This is a genomic window from Parapusillimonas granuli, assembly GCF_013416525.1.
Taxonomy (GTDB): Bacteria; Pseudomonadota; Gammaproteobacteria; order Burkholderiales; family Burkholderiaceae_B; genus Parapusillimonas; species Parapusillimonas granuli.
On record NZ_JACCEM010000001.1, the window covers coordinates 251,671 to 268,358 of the forward strand.

The 16,688-nt window shown below is 66.9% G+C and carries 12 protein-coding genes and 1 pseudogene; 6 read left to right on the plus strand and 7 right to left on the minus strand.

Going from position 1 to position 16,688, the window contains the following annotated elements; translation table 11 throughout:
• Nucleotides 1-112 precede the first annotated feature (112 nt).
• A complete protein-coding gene (locus H0A72_RS01245; RefSeq protein ID WP_180153079.1) occupies nt 113-2,368 on the plus strand; it encodes a cyanophycin metabolism-associated ABC transporter in 2,256 nt (751 codons plus the stop codon).
• On the plus strand, nt 2,365-2,844 hold the full coding sequence (locus H0A72_RS01250) for a cyanophycin metabolism-associated DUF1854 family protein (protein WP_180153081.1): 480 nt from the start codon (nt 2,365-2,367) through the stop codon (nt 2,842-2,844). Before H0A72_RS01245 ends, H0A72_RS01250 begins: the two co-directional genes overlap by 4 nt.
• Before the next feature lie 2 nt (nt 2,845-2,846).
• Here the strand turns inward: H0A72_RS01250 and H0A72_RS01255 are convergent, their stop codons facing one another.
• On the minus strand, nt 2,847-4,019 hold the full coding sequence (locus tag H0A72_RS01255) for a hypothetical protein (protein WP_218953124.1): 1,173 nt from the start codon (nt 4,017-4,019) through the stop codon (nt 2,847-2,849).
• 189 nt (nt 4,020-4,208) lie between these two features.
• Here H0A72_RS01255 and H0A72_RS01260 point away from each other — a divergent pair, with 189 nt between their 5' ends.
• Complete coding sequence (locus H0A72_RS01260) at nt 4,209-5,837, plus strand: MFS transporter (protein WP_180153083.1); 1,629 nt, start codon at nt 4,209-4,211, stop codon at nt 5,835-5,837.
• Nucleotides 5,838-5,850: 13 nt separating this feature from the next.
• Here the strand turns inward: H0A72_RS01260 and H0A72_RS01265 are convergent, their stop codons facing one another.
• From H0A72_RS01265 to H0A72_RS01280, 4 genes are all read right to left on the minus strand, one after another.
• The gene (locus H0A72_RS01265; RefSeq protein ID WP_180153085.1) at nt 5,851-6,798 is read right to left on the minus strand and encodes a D-2-hydroxyacid dehydrogenase family protein; all 948 of its coding nucleotides are present in this window, start codon (nt 6,796-6,798) and stop codon (nt 5,851-5,853) included.
• A gap of 123 nt (nt 6,799-6,921) precedes the next feature.
• Nucleotides 6,922-8,424 (minus strand): tripartite tricarboxylate transporter permease, encoded by a 1,503-nt coding sequence (locus H0A72_RS01270; protein WP_180153087.1) that lies wholly within the window; start codon nt 8,422-8,424, stop codon nt 6,922-6,924.
• 1 nt (nt 8,425) lies between these two features.
• Nucleotides 8,426-8,959 (minus strand): tripartite tricarboxylate transporter TctB family protein, encoded by a 534-nt coding sequence (locus tag H0A72_RS01275; protein ID WP_180153089.1) that lies wholly within the window; start codon nt 8,957-8,959, stop codon nt 8,426-8,428.
• Nucleotides 8,956-9,963 carry a Bug family tripartite tricarboxylate transporter substrate binding protein gene (locus tag H0A72_RS01280; protein ID WP_246436988.1) on the minus strand — a complete coding sequence of 336 codons (1,008 nt, stop codon included), beginning with the start codon at nt 9,961-9,963 and terminating at the stop codon, nt 8,956-8,958. The genes H0A72_RS01275 and H0A72_RS01280 overlap by 4 nt, the downstream gene beginning before the upstream one ends.
• Before the next feature lie 175 nt (nt 9,964-10,138).
• Here H0A72_RS01280 and H0A72_RS01285 point away from each other — a divergent pair, with 175 nt between their 5' ends.
• Entirely contained in the window at nt 10,139-11,092 is a 954-nt protein-coding gene (locus tag H0A72_RS01285) for a GntR family transcriptional regulator (protein ID WP_180153091.1), read from the plus strand.
• A gap of 49 nt (nt 11,093-11,141) precedes the next feature.
• Here the strand turns inward: H0A72_RS01285 and H0A72_RS01290 are convergent, their stop codons facing one another.
• On the minus strand, nt 11,142-12,203 hold the full coding sequence (locus H0A72_RS01290) for a lactonase family protein (RefSeq protein WP_180153094.1): 1,062 nt from the start codon (nt 12,201-12,203) through the stop codon (nt 11,142-11,144).
• Nucleotides 12,204-12,258: 55 nt separating this feature from the next.
• Entirely contained in the window at nt 12,259-13,254 is a 996-nt protein-coding gene (locus H0A72_RS01295) for a Bug family tripartite tricarboxylate transporter substrate binding protein (RefSeq protein WP_180153096.1), read from the minus strand.
• A 68-nt stretch (nt 13,255-13,322) separates the two neighbouring features.
• On the opposite strand from H0A72_RS01295, the pseudogene acnA reads away from it, so the two are divergent.
• Nucleotides 13,323-15,932 (plus strand): annotated as a pseudogene (acnA, locus tag H0A72_RS01300) (aconitate hydratase AcnA); the annotation flags it as partial.
• Nucleotides 15,933-15,968: 36 nt separating this feature from the next.
• Complete coding sequence (locus H0A72_RS22065; protein WP_246437005.1) at nt 15,969-16,655, plus strand: ABC transporter substrate-binding protein; 687 nt, start codon at nt 15,969-15,971, stop codon at nt 16,653-16,655.
• Nucleotides 16,656-16,688: the final 33 nt, after the last annotated feature.

A 16,688-nucleotide genomic window follows, 5' to 3' on the forward strand; every position in this document is an offset into this window, starting at 1 on the left:
CGGGGGCGAAAATCGATGTCTCAGAGGCAAAAAAACCACAATGGACGGCGCCGACTCAACCCCTGGGGCGCATTCAACGTGACAATAGCGCACCTGAATCACGCGTGACCCCATGAGTACGAAATCTAGCAATAGCGGCGCCAGCCATACCGCCGGGCTGCCCGGCAACTGGCGCAGCGCCCTATCCGATCAGCTGGCGGAGGATGAAACCATCGTCGCGTGGCTTGCCACCGATTTGAGCGCGCAATTGCGGTATGCCGACGGCCTGATCGTCCTGACGAACCGGCGCCTGCTCGCGAAAGAGGCGGCGGACGCCGACTGGCGCTCCTGGCCGCTGGATCCGGGGCTGAAAATGCAGCACCACGACCATGCCGGCGTCGGCACGCTGGAACTGCACGACGCGCAAGCCCGGCGCGGCATATGGCGCTACACCCTGAAGCACAACGCCGCCGCCGTCCATCTGCAGGAAACGTTCAACCGCCTGCGCAAGCAGCGCCCGGGAACGGCGCTTGCCGTGGCGCCCCCGCCGGACGGCGCCGCCGCGGGCTCCGCCGCCCAGGACAAGCCGCCGTCCACCTGGGCGCTGCTGCGCCTGTGGCAGTTCGCCAGGCCGTATCGCGGCGCCCTGTTCGCGGGCTTCCTGCTGACCATCGCCTCCACGGCCGCCGCCCTGGTCGCGCCCTATCTGACCATGCCGCTGATGGACGAGGTCCTGATCCCCTTCCAGAACGGCGCGCCCATCGATTACCGCCTCGTCAAGCTGTATCTGGGCGGCTTGCTGCTGTCTTCGCTGCTGGCCTGGCTGCTGGGCTGGGGCCGCACCTACATACTGGCCTGGGTCAGCGAACGCATAGGCGCGGATCTGCGCACCGCCACCTACCGCCATCTGCAGTCCCTGCCGCTGCAATTCTTCGGCGGCAAGCGCACGGGCGACCTGATCTCGCGCATCGGCTCCGAGTCCGACCGCATCTGCGTGTTCCTGTCCCTGCACCTGCTGGACTTCGCCACCGACGTGCTGATGATCGCCATGACGGCCGTCATCCTGTTCGCCATCAACCCCTGGCTCGCCGCCGCCACGCTGATCCCGCTGCCCATCATCGTCTGGATGATCCACCTGGTCAGGGACCGGCTGCGCCATGGCTTCGAACGGGTGGACCGGATCTGGTCGGAAATCACCAACGTGCTGGCCGACACCATACCCGGCATACGGGTGGTCAAGGCCTTCGCCCAGGAAAAGCGCGAAGTGGCCCGCTTCCGCGAGGCCAACAACCGCAATCTCGCGGTCAACGACCGGGTCAACACGCTGTGGTCGCTGTTCGCCCCAACCGTCACCCTGCTGACGGAAATCGGCCTGCTGGTCGTCTGGGCCTTCGGCATCTGGCTGGTGGCGCAGAAATCCATCACGGTCGGCGTGCTGACGGCCTTCCTGGCCTATATCGGCCGCTTCTACGTGCGCCTGGACTCCATGAGCCGCATCGTGTCCTTCACCCAGAAGGCGGCGGCGGGGGCGAAGCGCATCTTCGACATCCTGGACCAGGTGTCCAGCGTGCCCGAGCCCTCCAAGCCCGCCCACATCGAGAAAGTCCAGGGCCGCATAGAACTGCGCAACGTGGGCTTCCGCTACGGCAACCGCTCGGTCATACGCCACATCGACCTGGACATCGCCCCGGGTGAAATGATCGGTCTGGTCGGCCACAGCGGCGCCGGCAAAAGCACGCTGGTCAACCTGATCTGCCGTTTCTACGATGTGTCCCAGGGCCAGATCCGCCTGGACGGGCACGACATCCGTTCGCTCTCGATCGCCGACTACCGCCGCAACATCGGCCTGGTCCTGCAGGAGCCCTTTCTGTTCTTCGGCACCATCGCCGACAACATCGCCTACGGCAAGCCCGACGCCAGCCGGAGCGAAATCATCGCCGCGGCCCGCGCCGCCAATGCGCACGAATTCATCCTGCGCCTGCCGCACGGCTATGATTCGCTGGTCGGCGAGCGCGGCCAGGCGCTGTCGGGCGGCGAGCGCCAGCGCATCTCCATCGCCCGGGCCCTGCTCATCGATCCGCCCATCCTGATACTGGACGAAGCCACGTCTTCGGTGGACACCAGCACCGAAAAGGAAATCCAGAAAGCGCTGGACAACCTGGTGCGGGGCCGCACGACCATCTCCATCGCCCACCGGCTGAGCACGCTGCGGCAGGCGGACAGGCTGGTCGTGCTCGACAAGGGCGAGGTCGTGGAGATCGGCAGCCACGACGAACTGATGACGCGCAACGGCGCCTATTTCCGCCTGCACCAGGCCCAGGCGGCAACGCCCGAGGCCGCTTCGGCGGCCGAAGGCTGGCAGGTCGGCGCAGCAAAGGAAGCACCGTGACGGAACACCACACCACATCCGGCGGCCGGCTGAGCCGCGACGCATTCGGGCGGCTGCAGCTGGACCGGGACGGCTCCGTCGTGACGGGCCTGGTCCCGGTGCGCAGTTTCCCGATCACCGCGCCCCAGGAAGGCATCTCGCTGGTCGATCAGGAAGGCAAGGAGCATCTTTGGGTGGAACGGCTGGACGCACTGCCCGCCGACATGCGGGCGGTGATCGAGGAAGAGCTGGCGAGCCGCGAGTTCATTCCGGAGATCCAGCGGATCCGCGGGGTGTCCAGCTTCGCCACGCCCAGCCGCTGGCAGGTCAGCACCGACCGCGGCGACACGGTGCTTTTGCTGAAGGCCGAAGAAGACATACGGCGCCTGTCGACCACGACGCTGCTGATCGCCGACGGCCACGGCATACAGTTCCTGATACGCAATCTGTCGGCGCTGGACAAAAGCAGCCGCAAGCTGCTGGACCACTTCCTGTGACCCTATGACGCGCGGGCGAGCGCCGCGCCGCCTCCTTCGGGAAACACCAGCTCCGAGGTGCCGGGCCGCAGCAGGCGCACGCATTCCCGGCTGGTGTCGATGCAGCCGCCGTCGCCGTACACGCCGCCCGGATCCCGCAGGCGCAGCATGCGATCCCGGATGGACGCCACTTCGCCGGGATCGCTCAGCGATTTCGCCACCAGCGCATCGACCACGTCGTCATCGACCTGCAGCTTGCCCTGGTCGTCGCGATAGGTGGCGTTGCGCCAATGGAAGAGCTCCACGCATTTCGTGGTGACCGTGAAGGGCTGGTCCCGCTTCCAGAAATTGGTGAACAGGCCGTTGCCCAGGTAGAAGACCCAGGAGCCTTCGTAGCCTTCGGCATTGGATGAATGGCCGTCGGGGTTGCGGAACCACAGGCGGTCGCCCGGCACGTAGTACATGGGCGGCAGGGGGGCGTCCATCGAGCCGTATTCGCGCAGGAAGACCTCGTGGAACTGGCCCGACATGATGGCCCGGGTCTCCCATTGGCGCTGCAGCTGCTCGAACAGCGGGGGGTTGCTGGCCTGCAGCTCTTGCGCCACGGCCAGGAGAATCACGTACTCGGTCGCCCGGTAGCATGAGAACGAATACAGCCGCTTGCTGCGGTCGGGCTGGGTGGTCAAGCGCAGCGCTTCGATCAGGTTCGCGCCTTCTTTGAGCGTGAAGCCGCTGGATTCCGCATAGCGCCAGAACGCTTCGGGCCGCTCGGCGTGTTCCGTGTCGAACGCCAGGGCTGTGCGCCGCGCGGCCTGCACGATGTTGCCGCGCACGCGCAGGGCGGACTCGAACTCGTCGAACGATGGGTAGTCGAAGGGCACCGGGCTGGCCAGCATGGCCGTCAGGATTTCTTTTTCCAGGTCCCGTGGGCTGTCCTGGGTGTCCAGGCCCAGCGTGGCGCACAGCCCGGTCGTATCGTGATCGGGCGTGAGGCCCGCGAAGCTGTCCGGCCGCAGGCAATAGCGATGCTGCGATCCGTCGCCGCCGGGAGCCGCCTGCACGCAATCCGCCAGTTGCAGGCCGTCCAGGAGCTCCATGAACCGGTGGTGCCCATGCCGAGCCGCGTCGGGCCCGTTGCCGCGGATCCCGATCCCCGGCAAAGGCCTGCTGGACGGTGGGTAATTGCTTGCGCTCATTTTGATCGTGTCTCCCCCTAGGAGTGCGCCCGGCGGGCGGAATGAAGGTTTGCCGTTTCGGGATTTTCCGTGGTATCGGGGCGGGCGCGCAAGCCCCGCGGGCGGAAATCTGCTGCTAAACTACACAGGACGACGGATCCGTTCCGCGGGCATGCAACCCCCAGGGCATGCGTACAGGAGATTCACAGGATGCCCAAAAGAGCGTCGGCCGTAGCCCCGTTCCGACACGCCACTTTCCGCTCTCTCTGGACAGCGACGCTGGCTTCGAACCTAGGCGGGCTGATACAGGCCGTCGGCGCCGGCTGGCTCATGGCCACCATCTCCGCATCCAACGACATGGTCGCGCTGGTACAAGCCGCAACCACCCTCCCCATCATGATTTTCTCGCTGGCCTCGGGCGCGCTGGCGGACAACTTCGATCGCCGCTCCATCATGCTGGTGGCGCAAAGCCTCATGATGCTGGTGTCCCTGGCGCTGGCCGTCTTCGCCTTCACCGGCCTGCTGTCGCCCTGGCTGCTGCTGGCGTTCACCTTCCTCATCGGCTGCGGAACCGCGCTGCACAACCCCTCGTGGCAGGCGTCCATGGGCGACATCGTCCCCCGGGAGGACCTGCCCGCGGCGGTCACGCTGAACAGCATGGGCTTCAACCTCATGCGCAGCGTGGGCCCGGCGGTCGGGGGGATGATCGTCGCCGTCGCGGGCGCGGCCGCGGCCTTCGCCGTGAACGCGGTCAGCTATATCGCCCTGATCCGCGCGCTGGCGGTCTGGAAGCCCGAAAAGGCCCCGCGCATGCTGCCGCGCGAACCCTTCGGCACCGCCATTTCCGCCGGCCTGCGCTATGTCGCCATGTCGCCGAACCTGCTGAAGGTGCTGTTCCGCAGCTTCATGTTCGGCCTCGCGGGCATTTCGGTGCTGGCCCTGCTGCCGCTGGTGGCCCGCGACCTGGTCGAAGGCGGCGCCTTCACCTACGGCATCCTGCTGGGCAGCTTCGGCGTGGGCGCCATCGGCGGCGCCTTGCTGAACGGGCACATCCGCGAAAGCTGGCGCAATGAAGCGATCGTGCGCGCCTCTTTCCTGGGGTTCGCCGTCAGCGTGGCGCTGCTGGGCATCAGCCGCAATTTCTGGTTCAGCTGCCTGGCCCTGCTGCCGGCGGGCGCCTGCTGGGTCATGGCGCTTTCGCTGTTCAACGTCACGGTGCAGCTGTCCACCCCGCGCTGGGTGGTGGGCCGCGCCCTGGCCCTGTACCAGACGGCCACTTTCGGCGGCATGGCGGCGGGCAGCTGGCTCTGGGGCGTGGTGGCCGAGGCCTACGGAACGGACCAGGGGCTGATCGTCTCCGGCATCGTGCTGGTGGTCGGCGCCCTGATCGGCCTGCGCTATGCCTTGCCTGAATTCGGCACGCTCAATCTGGACCCGCTCGATCGCTTCAGCGAACCCGCGCTGCGGCTCGACCTGCGGTCACGCAGCGGCCCCATCATGATCATGATCGACTACGAGATCGCGCAACAAGACGTCGGCACCTTCCTCGAAGCCATGGCCGACCGGCGCCGCATCCGCATCCGCGACGGCGCCCGGCAGTGGTCGCTGCTGCGCAACCTGGAAAACCCGCGCATCTGGACGGAAACCTATCACGTCCCGACCTGGGTGGAGTATGTCCGCCACCACCAGCGCCGCACCAAGGCGGACGCCGCCGTGGTGGACAGGCTGCAAGCCCTGCACCGGGGGCCGGAGCCGCCGCGCGTGCATCGCATGATAGAACGGCAGACCGTGCCGGTGCGGGACGACATGCCGCTGAAAGACATCCCGGAAATGCACTAGGGCCTGGCGCCTGTCAGGCTTCCAGCACGCGCAGCGGCTCGCCCGCCAGCCATTGCCGGATGTCTTCGATGGCGTCCCCGTAGTAGGTCTGGTAGTTCTGCCAGGACACATACCCGACGTGCGGGCTCAACAGCACGTTCGGCGCCTTCAATATTTCCGCATCCGCCGGCAGCGGCTCCTGGTCGAAGACGTCCAGCGCGGCGCCCGCGATGCGGCCGTCGTGCAAGGCCTCGCACAAGGCCTGTTCGTCGACCAGGGGGCCGCGCGAAGTGTTCACCAGATAGGCCGTCTTCTTCATCCAGCCCAGTTCGTCCCGGCCCACCAGATGGCGGGTGCCGGCGCTCAGCACCATGTGGATGCTCACCACGTCGGCGCGCTCGAAGAGCTGCCGTTTGCCGACGCATTCGACGTCGAAGGGCTCGCAGCGTTCAGGAGTGAGGTTGGGGCTCCAGGCGATGACTTCCATTCCGAAGAGCTTGCCGAACTGCGCCATGCGCTGCCCCAGCTTGCCCAGGCCCAGCAGCCCCAGCGTCGTGCCTTTCAGGGACTGGCCGATGACGGGCTGCCAACGGCCGGCGCGGACGTCCGCGTCATTGCCGGCGACGCGCTTGTAGAGCGCCATGACGAGCGCCCACGCCAGCTCGGCCGCGAGCAAGGGGTCGCTGCGCGTGCCGCAGACCGGAATGCCCAGCTCGCGGCACGCCGGAACGTCGATCGCGCGGTTGCGCGAACCCGTGGTCACCAGCAGGCGCAAGTTCGGCAGCTGCCGCAGCAGCGCCCCGGGGAAGGGCGTGCGTTCGCGCATGGCGACGATGACGTCGTAGGGCTTCAGGCGCAGCGGAAGCTCGTCCGCCGGAATGGGCCGCGTGATGAAGTCCACCGACGCATCCGGGCCGAGAGCCGCCCAGTCGCCGCACTGCCTGGCCACCGCCTGATAATCGTCAAGAACCGCTATTTTCATTTGCTCACCTCGAACCATCCATGTTGAACGCGCCCATCACGGCAGGTCGAGTATAGCGAGGCGGATCGAGTGCCGGCGCATGCAAAACCGCATTCCAGCCTTGCATGGACGGTCATGTCGTCGTCAGGCGTCCTCCGCCTTGAAGCGCCGCAAGCCCTTGAAGATCAGGGGGGCCACAAGGGCAAACAAGGCAAGCCCCAGCATGATCGCGGAGCCTGGGTGCTTGAAAAACACCATGCCGTCATTCAGGCTGATCTGCAACGCCCGGCGGAACTGGCTTTCGGCCATGGGGCCCAGGATCAGGCCCACGATCATCGGCGCGACAGGGTAATCCCAGCAGCGCATGGCATAGCCGCACAGCCCGAAAACCAGCAGCAGCCACAGTTCCGCCGCGGAGGGATTGGCCGCCAGCGTGCCCAGCGCGGCGAACACGAGTATGCCGGCGTACAGCCACGCCGGCGGTATGGCCAGCAGCTTGACCCAGACGCCCACCAGCGGCAGGTTCAGCACCAGCAGCATGAGGTTGCCGATCAGGAAGCTGGCGATCAGCCCCCAGACCAGATCGGCGTTCGTGACGAACAGCAGCGGCCCCGGCACCAGGCCGAATTGCTGGAAGCCGGCCAGCATCATCGCGGCCGTGGCCGACGTCGGCAAGCCCAGAGCCAGGAGCGGCACCAGCGTGCCGGTCGCTGCCGCGTTGTTGGCCGCCTCGGGCCCGGCCACGCCCTCAATGGCGCCATGGCCGAATTCTTCGGGATGGCGGGCGACCTTGCGTTCCAGGGTGTACGACAGCAGTGTCGGGACTTCGGCGCCTCCCGCCGGGAGCGCACCGATGGGAAAACCCAGCCCGAATCCACGCAGCCAGCTCTTCCAGGAGCGCGCCCAATCCCGGCGCGTCATCCACAAAGAGCCGCGCACGGGCTCGATTTCTTCCGCGGCGCCATGGAATCGTGATGCCATGTAGAGCGTCTCGCCCACCGCGAACAGGCCCACGACCAATGTCGTGATCGAAATGCCGTCCAGAAGGATGGGCAGGCCGAAATCCAGCCTGGCCTGCCCCGTGAGCTTGTCTATGCCGACGAGCCCGAGCGTCAGGCCCAGCGCAAGGCTGGTCAGGCCGCGCAGGACGGAACTGCCGAAGGTTGCCGACACCGTGACGAAAGCCAGCGTCATCAGCGCGAAGTAGTCCCAGGGGCCGAAACGCACGGCGAACTTGACCAATACCGGCGCCAGCAAGGCCAGGCCCAGCGTCGCCAGCGTGCCCGCCACGAAGGACCCGATGGCCGCCGTGGAGAGCGCAGGCCCGCCGCGGCCGGCCCGGGCCATTTTATGGCCTTCTATGGCGGTGGCGATCGAGGCCGCTTCGCCGGGCGTGTTCAATAGAATGGCCGTGGTGGAGCTTCCGTACATGCCGCCGAAATAGATGCCCGCGAACATGATGATCGAACCGGTGGGGTCGAGCTGGAACGTGACGGGCAGCAGCAGGGCCACGGTCAGGGACGGGCCGATGCCTGGCAGGATGCCCACCAGCGTTCCCAAGAGCACGCCGATGGCCGCAAACAGCAGATTGCCCGGCTCCAGCGCGATCCAGAGCCCGTAGGCTAGATGGGTGAATGTTTCCGTCATCTCAAGAGCCCGGATATAGAAGGCTTTCCACCGGCCCGGCAGGCAGGGACAGCGTGAGCGCCAAGGTGAAGAACAAGGAGGCGGTGATGGCCAGGATCAGCCCGATTCCCAAAGAAGCCATGCCCAAGGGTTTGCCGAAAGCGCGCGCGGTGGCCATGAACAGCGTCGTCGACGCAAGGACGAAGCCGCCGCCGGCGGCGACCAGCACGGTCGTGGCGACCAGGCCGCCGATGGCCCAGGCCAGGGCCGCCTTGTCGGCGCCGCCGGACGGCGCGAGCGCGCCGCGCGAACGCCAGGCGACAAGAAAGTGCGCCACGGACAGCGCCAGCAGCAAGCCCGACACCAGCCTGAGGGCGGCGGACGGCCCCACCCCCATGCCGCCCGCCGGAGGGAGCTGATTCGCGTTCATCCACAACGCGGCGGCAGCGAACATCAAGGCCACGCCTACCGCCGCCGACGCGCGGGCGGACGGGCCGCCGGCGGAATCCCGATCCGGACCGGCATCGGGCGTGAAGGACGTTTCGGGAGCGCTCACTTGATCAGCCCAACCGACGTCAATGCGTTGCGGACGCGTTCCTGGTCCTCGGCCAGGAATTTTTCGAAGGCGGCGCCGTCGAGATAGGCGTCATCCCAGCCGCGCGCCTGCCGGATCTTTTCCCATTCGGGCGAGGACAGCGCCTGCTGTATGGCCTTGGACAGGGCCGCGCGCTGCGCTTCCGTGATGTCTTTCCCTGCCATGACGCCGCGCCAGTTGGTGAAGGTGACGTCGTAGCCTTGCTCTTTGAGCGTCGGCACGTCCACGCCGGGCACGCGTTTTTCAGTGGATACGGCCAGCGCGCGCAAGTTGCCTTCCTTGATCTGGCTTTCGAATTCGTTGTAGCCCGATATGCCCGCCGCGACACGCCCGCCGAGCATCTCCGCGAGCGCTTCCCCGCCGCCCGAGAACGGCACGTAATTGAGCCTGGACGCATCGCCGCCGGCGGCCTTGGCCATCAGGCCCGCCAGAATATGATCGGCGCCGCCCGCCGAACCGCCCGCCCACACCACGCGCGCCGCATCGGCTTTGAGGTCGGCCGCCAGATCGGACACCGTCTTGTATTTGGATTCCTTGGGCACGACGATGACCAACGGATCCGCGGTCAGGCGGGCGATGGGAGTGACGGCATCGAGGCCCACCGGCGCTTTGTTGGTCATGACCGCGCCGACCATGGTGACGCCCATCATCAGCATCTGGCGCGGGTCCTTGCGGGCGCCGTTCGCAAACTGCGCCAGGCCCACCGTGCCGCCCGCGCCCGGGATGTTCACGACTTGCACCGACGGCACGATCTTGCCCGACATGAGGACTTGCTGCAGGGCGCGCGAGGCGCTGTCCCAGCCGCCGCCCGGCCCTGCGGGCGCCGTGATCTTGAGTTGTGCGAGCACGGGCTCGGCCGCATGCGCCGGCGCCAACGCGGCGCAAAGCGCCAGGGCGGCAAACCACCCGCGAGGCCTGGCGGCGAAGCGCATGGGAGTCGTGGCGGGCGAAAGAAGGAAGGACATGCTGTTCTCCAAGAAGGTGTTCCGAGTCGAATTTTAATTGCATTTTATGATTTAAATATGCAATCTAGTACCTATGGAAAACACCTAACTCGTTCGGATGCGGTTGGCGCCCGCGAGTAAAATCGTTGAAACTGCCACCGTAGGCCCGCAGCTCACTCCCTTCCAAGATGTCCTCATGAAATCCCAAAGCGCGATCGTCCCAAAAATCATCGACATGGTCCGGCAGCAACAGCTGCCGGTCGGCACGCACCTGGCCGCGCAGCGGATCGCCGATGAGATCCGGGTTTCACGTTCGCCCGTCAACGAGGCCTTGCAGCTGCTTTGCGACAACGGCATCGTCGTGCGGCGGAAGAACCGGGGCTATTTTCTGGCCAAGGACTTGTCCAAAGACAGCCTGAGTCCCAAGAAGCTCAAGCAGCTGGCGGGCGAGGACGTCGTCTCGAAGGCCTATTTCGCGCTCGCGGACGATTTGCTGACGGGCGCGATTCCGGCGGAGTGCAGCGAAACCCTGATCAAGACCCGGTATGCGTTGACCGCCTCGCAGGCCCAGTCGCTGCTTCGGCGCATCGCCAATGAAGGCTGGGCGCGCCGCAAGCCGGGCTATGGCTGGGAGTTCTCGTCCATGATGACCACGCCGGAAAGCCTGCTGCAGTCGTACCGGCTGAGGCTGGCGCTGGAGCCGGCGGCGCTGCTCGAACCCACCTATCACATCGAGCCCGCGGTGATTCAAAGATGCCGCGAAGCGGAGCATCATTTGCTGAATGGCGGGATAGACACGGATACGGCCGACCAGCTGCATGATCGCGGGGTCAGGTTCCATGAATCGCTGGTGGAGGCGTCGGGGAATCCTTATTTCATTGAAACGATAAAGCGGGTCAACCAGGTCCGCCGCCTGCTTTCGTACCGGTCGATGCGGGACCGCGAGCGGTATCGCGAGCATTGCGAGCAGCATCTGGCGATTCTCGATCTTTTGGAGCAGGGCAGGAACAAGGAAGCCTCGGACGCGTTGAAAGCGCATCTGCAGGCCACGCTGAAGAATCTCTCCAGCATTCGCGGGCTGCTTGGCGATGGGCGGGCGTCGGCGGCGAAGCGGGGCGAGGGGCGGCGCGCCCGCTGTTCGGGTTCTTAGGGCCTGTCAACGCTGCAAGGTGGGCGGCACCGGCCGGCCTGGCCAGGCCTCATGGCGATGAGGGCGAGAACACCATGCACACCGGGCTGCCCGTGCGCAGGACCTCTCCGTTCGCAACGGGCATGCCGGTATCCGCATCGAGATCGAAACACACAATAGTGTCGTCATCCTCGTTCAGCGCATACAAACGCCCGCCCCCGGGACCGATCGCCAAGAACCGGGGCGTGCGCCCGCCCGACGGCACGCACCCGCGCCAGGACAGCAGCCCGCTGCCCGGATCGATCGCGAACACCGCGATGCTGTCGTGACCGCGATTCGAGGCATAGACATGGCGGCCCGTGGCATCCACGGCGACCTCCGCCGCCCGGCTGTTGCCGGTGTAGGTGGACGGCAGCGTGGAGAGTATCTGGCGCGGCGCCAGCCGGCCCGACGCCGAGTCGAACTCGTACGTGGTCACCGTCGAATCCAGCTCATTGACGCAATAGCCGTATCCGCCGCCCGCATGGAAGGCGATGTGGCGCGGACCGGACGCTTCCCGGGCCGGCGTGAAGACCGCATCGGACGATACCAGCCTGCCGTCCTGGAACCGATAGCTGAAGATCCCGTCCAGGCCCTTGTCGGGCACCACGACATGGCCGCCGTCGGGACTGAAAGGGTTGTGATGCGGCTTGGCGTGCGGCTGTTCGACCCGGTGCGGGCCCGGCTTGCCTTCCAGCTCGACCAGCTGGACGACCTCGCCCAGGGAGCCGTCCGACTCGATGGGCAAGACGGCCAGGCTGGCGCCGATGTGGTTGGACACCACGACATGCCGGCCGCCGGGATCGATGGCCAGGTGCACGGGGTTCTTGCCCAGCGTGTCCCGGGTGTTCAGCGGCGCCAGCGTCCCGTCCCGCCGGTCGACGGCGTAGGCGCTGATGTGGTGCAGGTCTCCGTGCACCGAATAAAGCCTGTCGCCCGATGCGTTCAAGGCAAGAAAAGACGGGTTGTCCAGGCCCGCCACCTGCTGCACCGGCTCGAGCCGGCCTGAATGGAGGTCGACGCGCAGCACACTGATCCCCGGCCCCCGGGCATTGCGCGCCCGGGTGGTACGGCTTCCGACATAGGCGAACATAAGGCCCCCCTTCATGTTGCGGCGACCCGGGCGCCGCGCCCAGGACGCCATGGCGTCAACCGTCAACCGTGATGTTGGCGTCTTCGATGATCTTGCGATATTGCACGCTTTCTTTCTGTATGAAGTCGGCGAATTCCTTGGGCGTCATCGGGGCGGGCTCCCCGCCCTGGTCGCGCAGCCGCTGGACCAGTTCCGGGTCCCGCAACACCTCGGTTGCGGCCTGGTTCAGGCGCTCGACGACGGCGGGCGGCGTGCCGGCCGGCACGAAAAGGCCGAACCAGTTCTCCAGGTTGTAGCCCGACAGGCCTTCGAATTCAGCGAGCGCGGGAATGTCTTTGGCGAAGCTTGCGCGCTTGGGCGAAGTGACCGCCAGCGCCCTGACGCGGCCGTCCTGTATGAACGAGGCGGCGCCGGCGTAGCTGACGAAGGTCAGGTCGACGCTGCCGCCGGCGACGTCCGCCAGTTGCGCCGAAGCGCCTTTGTAGGGCACGTGCAGCATCTTGATGCCGGCCATGGATTCCAGCAGCTCGCCGTTCAGGTGCTGGGGATTGCCCACGCCGCTGGTGGCGTAGCTGACTGCGTCCGGATGGGCTTTTGCGTACTGGATCAGTTCCCCAACGTTGGCGGCTTGCAGCGAAGGACCCGCGACCAGCACGTTCGGAACCCGGGTGACCAGGGTCACCGGCGCCAGGTCTTTGCTGGGCGAATAGCGCATGCTCTTCTTGTAGACATAGGCGTTGATCGACGTTTCGCCCGCCGAGCCCAGCAGCAGGGTGTAGCCGTCCGGCTTGGCGTCGGCCACGTACTGGGCGCCCAGCATACCGCTGGCGCCGGGCTTGTTCTGCACGATCACGCTCTGGCCCAGCGCCGGGCGCATTTTTTCCGCCATCAGGCGGGCCATGGTGTCGACGCCGCCGCCGGGCGCAAAAGGCACGATGATGGTGACCGGCCGGTCGGGGTAGGTTTGCGCCTGCGCATGGGCGGGGAAGGCGCACAGCGCGGCGCCGGCGAAGGCCAGCACGGCCATGAATCTGGATTGAATCGGTTGCATGAATTGTCTCCGGTGAAGTTGCTGAGCGTATATTGCACTTTGGCATTGAAAAATGCAATAATTATTGTATGAAAAATATTCCCGCCGCCCCAACCGCCACGCTCACCGTCGGCCACAGCCGCTATCGCATCGTCGATCTCGCCGCTTGCGCGGGCGGCGCCCTGCACCGCCTGCCGGTGGTGCTGCGACTGTTGCTCGAAAACGTCTTGCGCAATATGCGCGGGCAGGAAAAAGAAGCGGCGGTCGAAGCGCTGGTGCAATGGCTGGAAAGCGGCACGAGCGAAGCCGAGATCCCATTCCAGCCGGGGCGCGTGCTGATGCACGACACGACCAGCACGCCGGCGCTGGTCGACATCGCGGGCATGCGCGACGCCCTGGCCGAAGCCGGATTCGATCCCGCCATATTGAATCCGCGCTTGCCGGTCGACGTGTCGATCGACCATTCCCTGGCGGTGGAAGCGTTCGCCCGCGGCGATGCCGCCGAGCAGAACATGCGCCACGAAATACGCCGGAACCAGGAACGCTATCGTTTCCTGCGCTGGGCCTCGCGCTCGCTGGAAGGCGTTCGCATCAATCCGCCCGGCACCGGCATCATGCACACCATCAATCTGGAACAGCTCGCCACGGTCGTGACCAGCCAGGAGATCGACGGCGAGCCGTGGGCGATGCCCGACATGATGATAGGCACGGACAGTCACACGCCCATGATCAACGGCATCGGGGTGCTGGGCTGGGGCGTGGGCGGGCTCGAAGCCCAGTCCGTCATGTTCGGCATGCCCACCATGCTGCGCATCCCGGACGTCATCGGGGTCAGGCTGACCGGCGCGCTGCGGCCCGGCGTGCTGGCGACCGATCTGGCGCTCACCGTCACGCAGCGCCTGCGCGCCATCGGCGTGTCGGGCGAATTCGTGGAGTTCTTCGGACCCGGCGTCTCCACCCTCACGGCCGGCGAACGCGCGGTGGTCGCGAACATGGCGCCGGAATACGGCGCCACGACCGGATACTTCCCCGTGGACGGCAATACCCTCGATTACCTGCGCCAGACCGGCCGCGACGCAGCCGCCATCGAGCTGGTGCGCGCATACCTGCAGCAGGCGGGGCTTTGGTTCGACCCCGCCGCCCAACCTCGCTACACACGTGGCATCGACATCGATCTCGATGCGATAGGCATGCACGTGGCCGGCCCCCGGCGTCCCCAGGATTTGCTGCGCCACACCGACGTGCCCGCCGCGCTGCGCAAGCTGGACAAGGCCCCGCCCCCGAGCGGCGGCGCCATGCCCCGCTACCCGGTCGCCATTGCCGCCATCACCAGCTGCACCAATACCTCGGACCCGGGCCTGCTCGTCGCCGCCGCCCTGGTGGCGCGCAAGGCCCGCAAGCTAGGCTTGCGCGTCCCGTCCTGGGTCAAGACCTCGCTCGGGCCGGGCTCCCCCGCGGCGGCCGCCTACCTGCAGCGCGCCGGCCTGCTCGAAGACCTGTCCGCGGTGGGCTTCGACATCGTGGGCTACGGCTGCACGACCTGCATCGGCAACTCCGGGCCCCTGCCCGGCGTCATCGCCGAAGCCGCCGGCGCGGGCGGCATACGCCCGGTCGCCATGCTGTCGGGCAACCGGAATTTTTCGGGACGCATCCACCCGGACCTCGACCTGGCCTTCCTGATGTCGCCCCCCTTGGTGGTGGCATACGCCCTGGCCGGCGATGCCGAGCGCAATCTGGGCACCGAGCCGGTGGGCGGCACGCCCGACGGCAAACCCGTGTACCTGGACGAATTATGGCCGTCGCGCGCCGAGATCACGGCATGCCTGGACCAGGGCCTGAGGCCCGAGGACTTTCCGCGGGAGTTCAGGCGAGCCTCGCGCAATCCGCTATGGGGCGCGCTCGACGCGCCCAAGTCGGCCTTGTTCCCCTGGGATCCCGCCTCGACCACGCTGCGCCGCCCGCCGTTCGCCTCGGCCCAGGCCGGCAGCCTGCTGGGAAAATACGCGGCCTACCCTTTATTGGTCCTGGGCGACGACATCACCACCGATCACATCTCCCCCGCCAGCGCCATTCCGCCGGACAGCCTGGTCGCCGACTTCCTGGTCGAGCGGGGCGAAGACCGCCACGACCTGAACGTATTCGCCTCGCGGCGCGGCAACTGGGAGGTCATGCTGCGCGGCGCGTTCCATAGCAAAACCCTGGTCAACCTCTTGTCACCCGAAGCGCCGGTGGCGCATACTTTGCATGTGCCCAGCGGCTCGGTCCTGCCGCTCTGGGAAGCCGCGCAGCGCTACCACGCGGCGGGCGAAGCCGTGGTGCTGGTCGCGGGCGAGCGCTACGGCATGGGCTCATCGCGCGACTGGGCGGCGAAAGTGCAGCGTTTGCTGGGCGTGCGCGCCGTGCTGGCCCTCAGCTTCGAACGCATCCACCGCTCCAACCTGATCGGCATGGGGATCCTGCCGGTCCGCCTGCCGGCCGACAGAAGCCCGCAAGCGCTGGGCCTGCGGCCGGGCGACCGCATCGAAATCGATGCCGGAGCCGAATCGGTCCGGCCGCGGGGGGCGGTGGCCGTCCGCGTGCTGCGCGCCGACGGCACGGTAGAAGAATTCACGGCCCGGGCCGCCGTGGAAACCCAACTGGAGGTCAAATTGCTGAACCATGGCGGCGTCATTCCCACCATATTGAACCAATCCGCCGCCGCAAGCCTGCGGCAGGCCTTCGCGCCCACGGGCGCGATGCGCGCGTCCATCAACCTGGGCAATCCCATTCTGGCAAACCAGGACCCATCCACCGGCGAGCCTCGCGGCGTCTCGGTGGACCTGGCCCGCGCGCTGGCCGAGCGGCTGGACGTGGAACTGGAATTGGTGGTGTTCGATGCGGCCGGCAAATCGGTGCAGGCGGTGGCCGACCAGAAGGCGGACATCGGCTTCTTCGCCATCGACCCGGTGCGGGGCCGTGACATCGCGTTCACCCCGGCCTATGTGCACATCGAAGGCGCTTACCTGGTGGCCGAGGCATCGCCCCTGCGGGAAAACGGCGAGGTCGACCGCCCGGGCACGCGAGTGGTCGTCGGCAAAGGCAGCGCCTACGATCTTTACCTGACCCGCGAATTGAAGCATGCCGAGCTAGTCCGCGCGCCCACTTCGCCGGCCGTCGTCGACACCTTTCTGGAACAGGGCATGGACGTGGCCGCGGGCGTGAAGCAGCAACTGGAGGCGGATGCGCAACGGGCGGGCGGCCTGCGCCTGCTGCCCGGGCGCTTCATGGTGATCCAGCAGGCGATGGGGCTGCCCAAGGCGCGCGGCGAGACGGCGGCGCGCTTTCTTTCGGCTTTCGTGGAAGAAATGAAGGCGTCGGGCTTCGTGGCCGACGCGCTGGAGCGCCACGGCATCCAGGGCGCCTCGGTGGCGCCGGCGGCCTAGTCCGTGTTGACAGACCCTAGGCCGCCGAGGGGG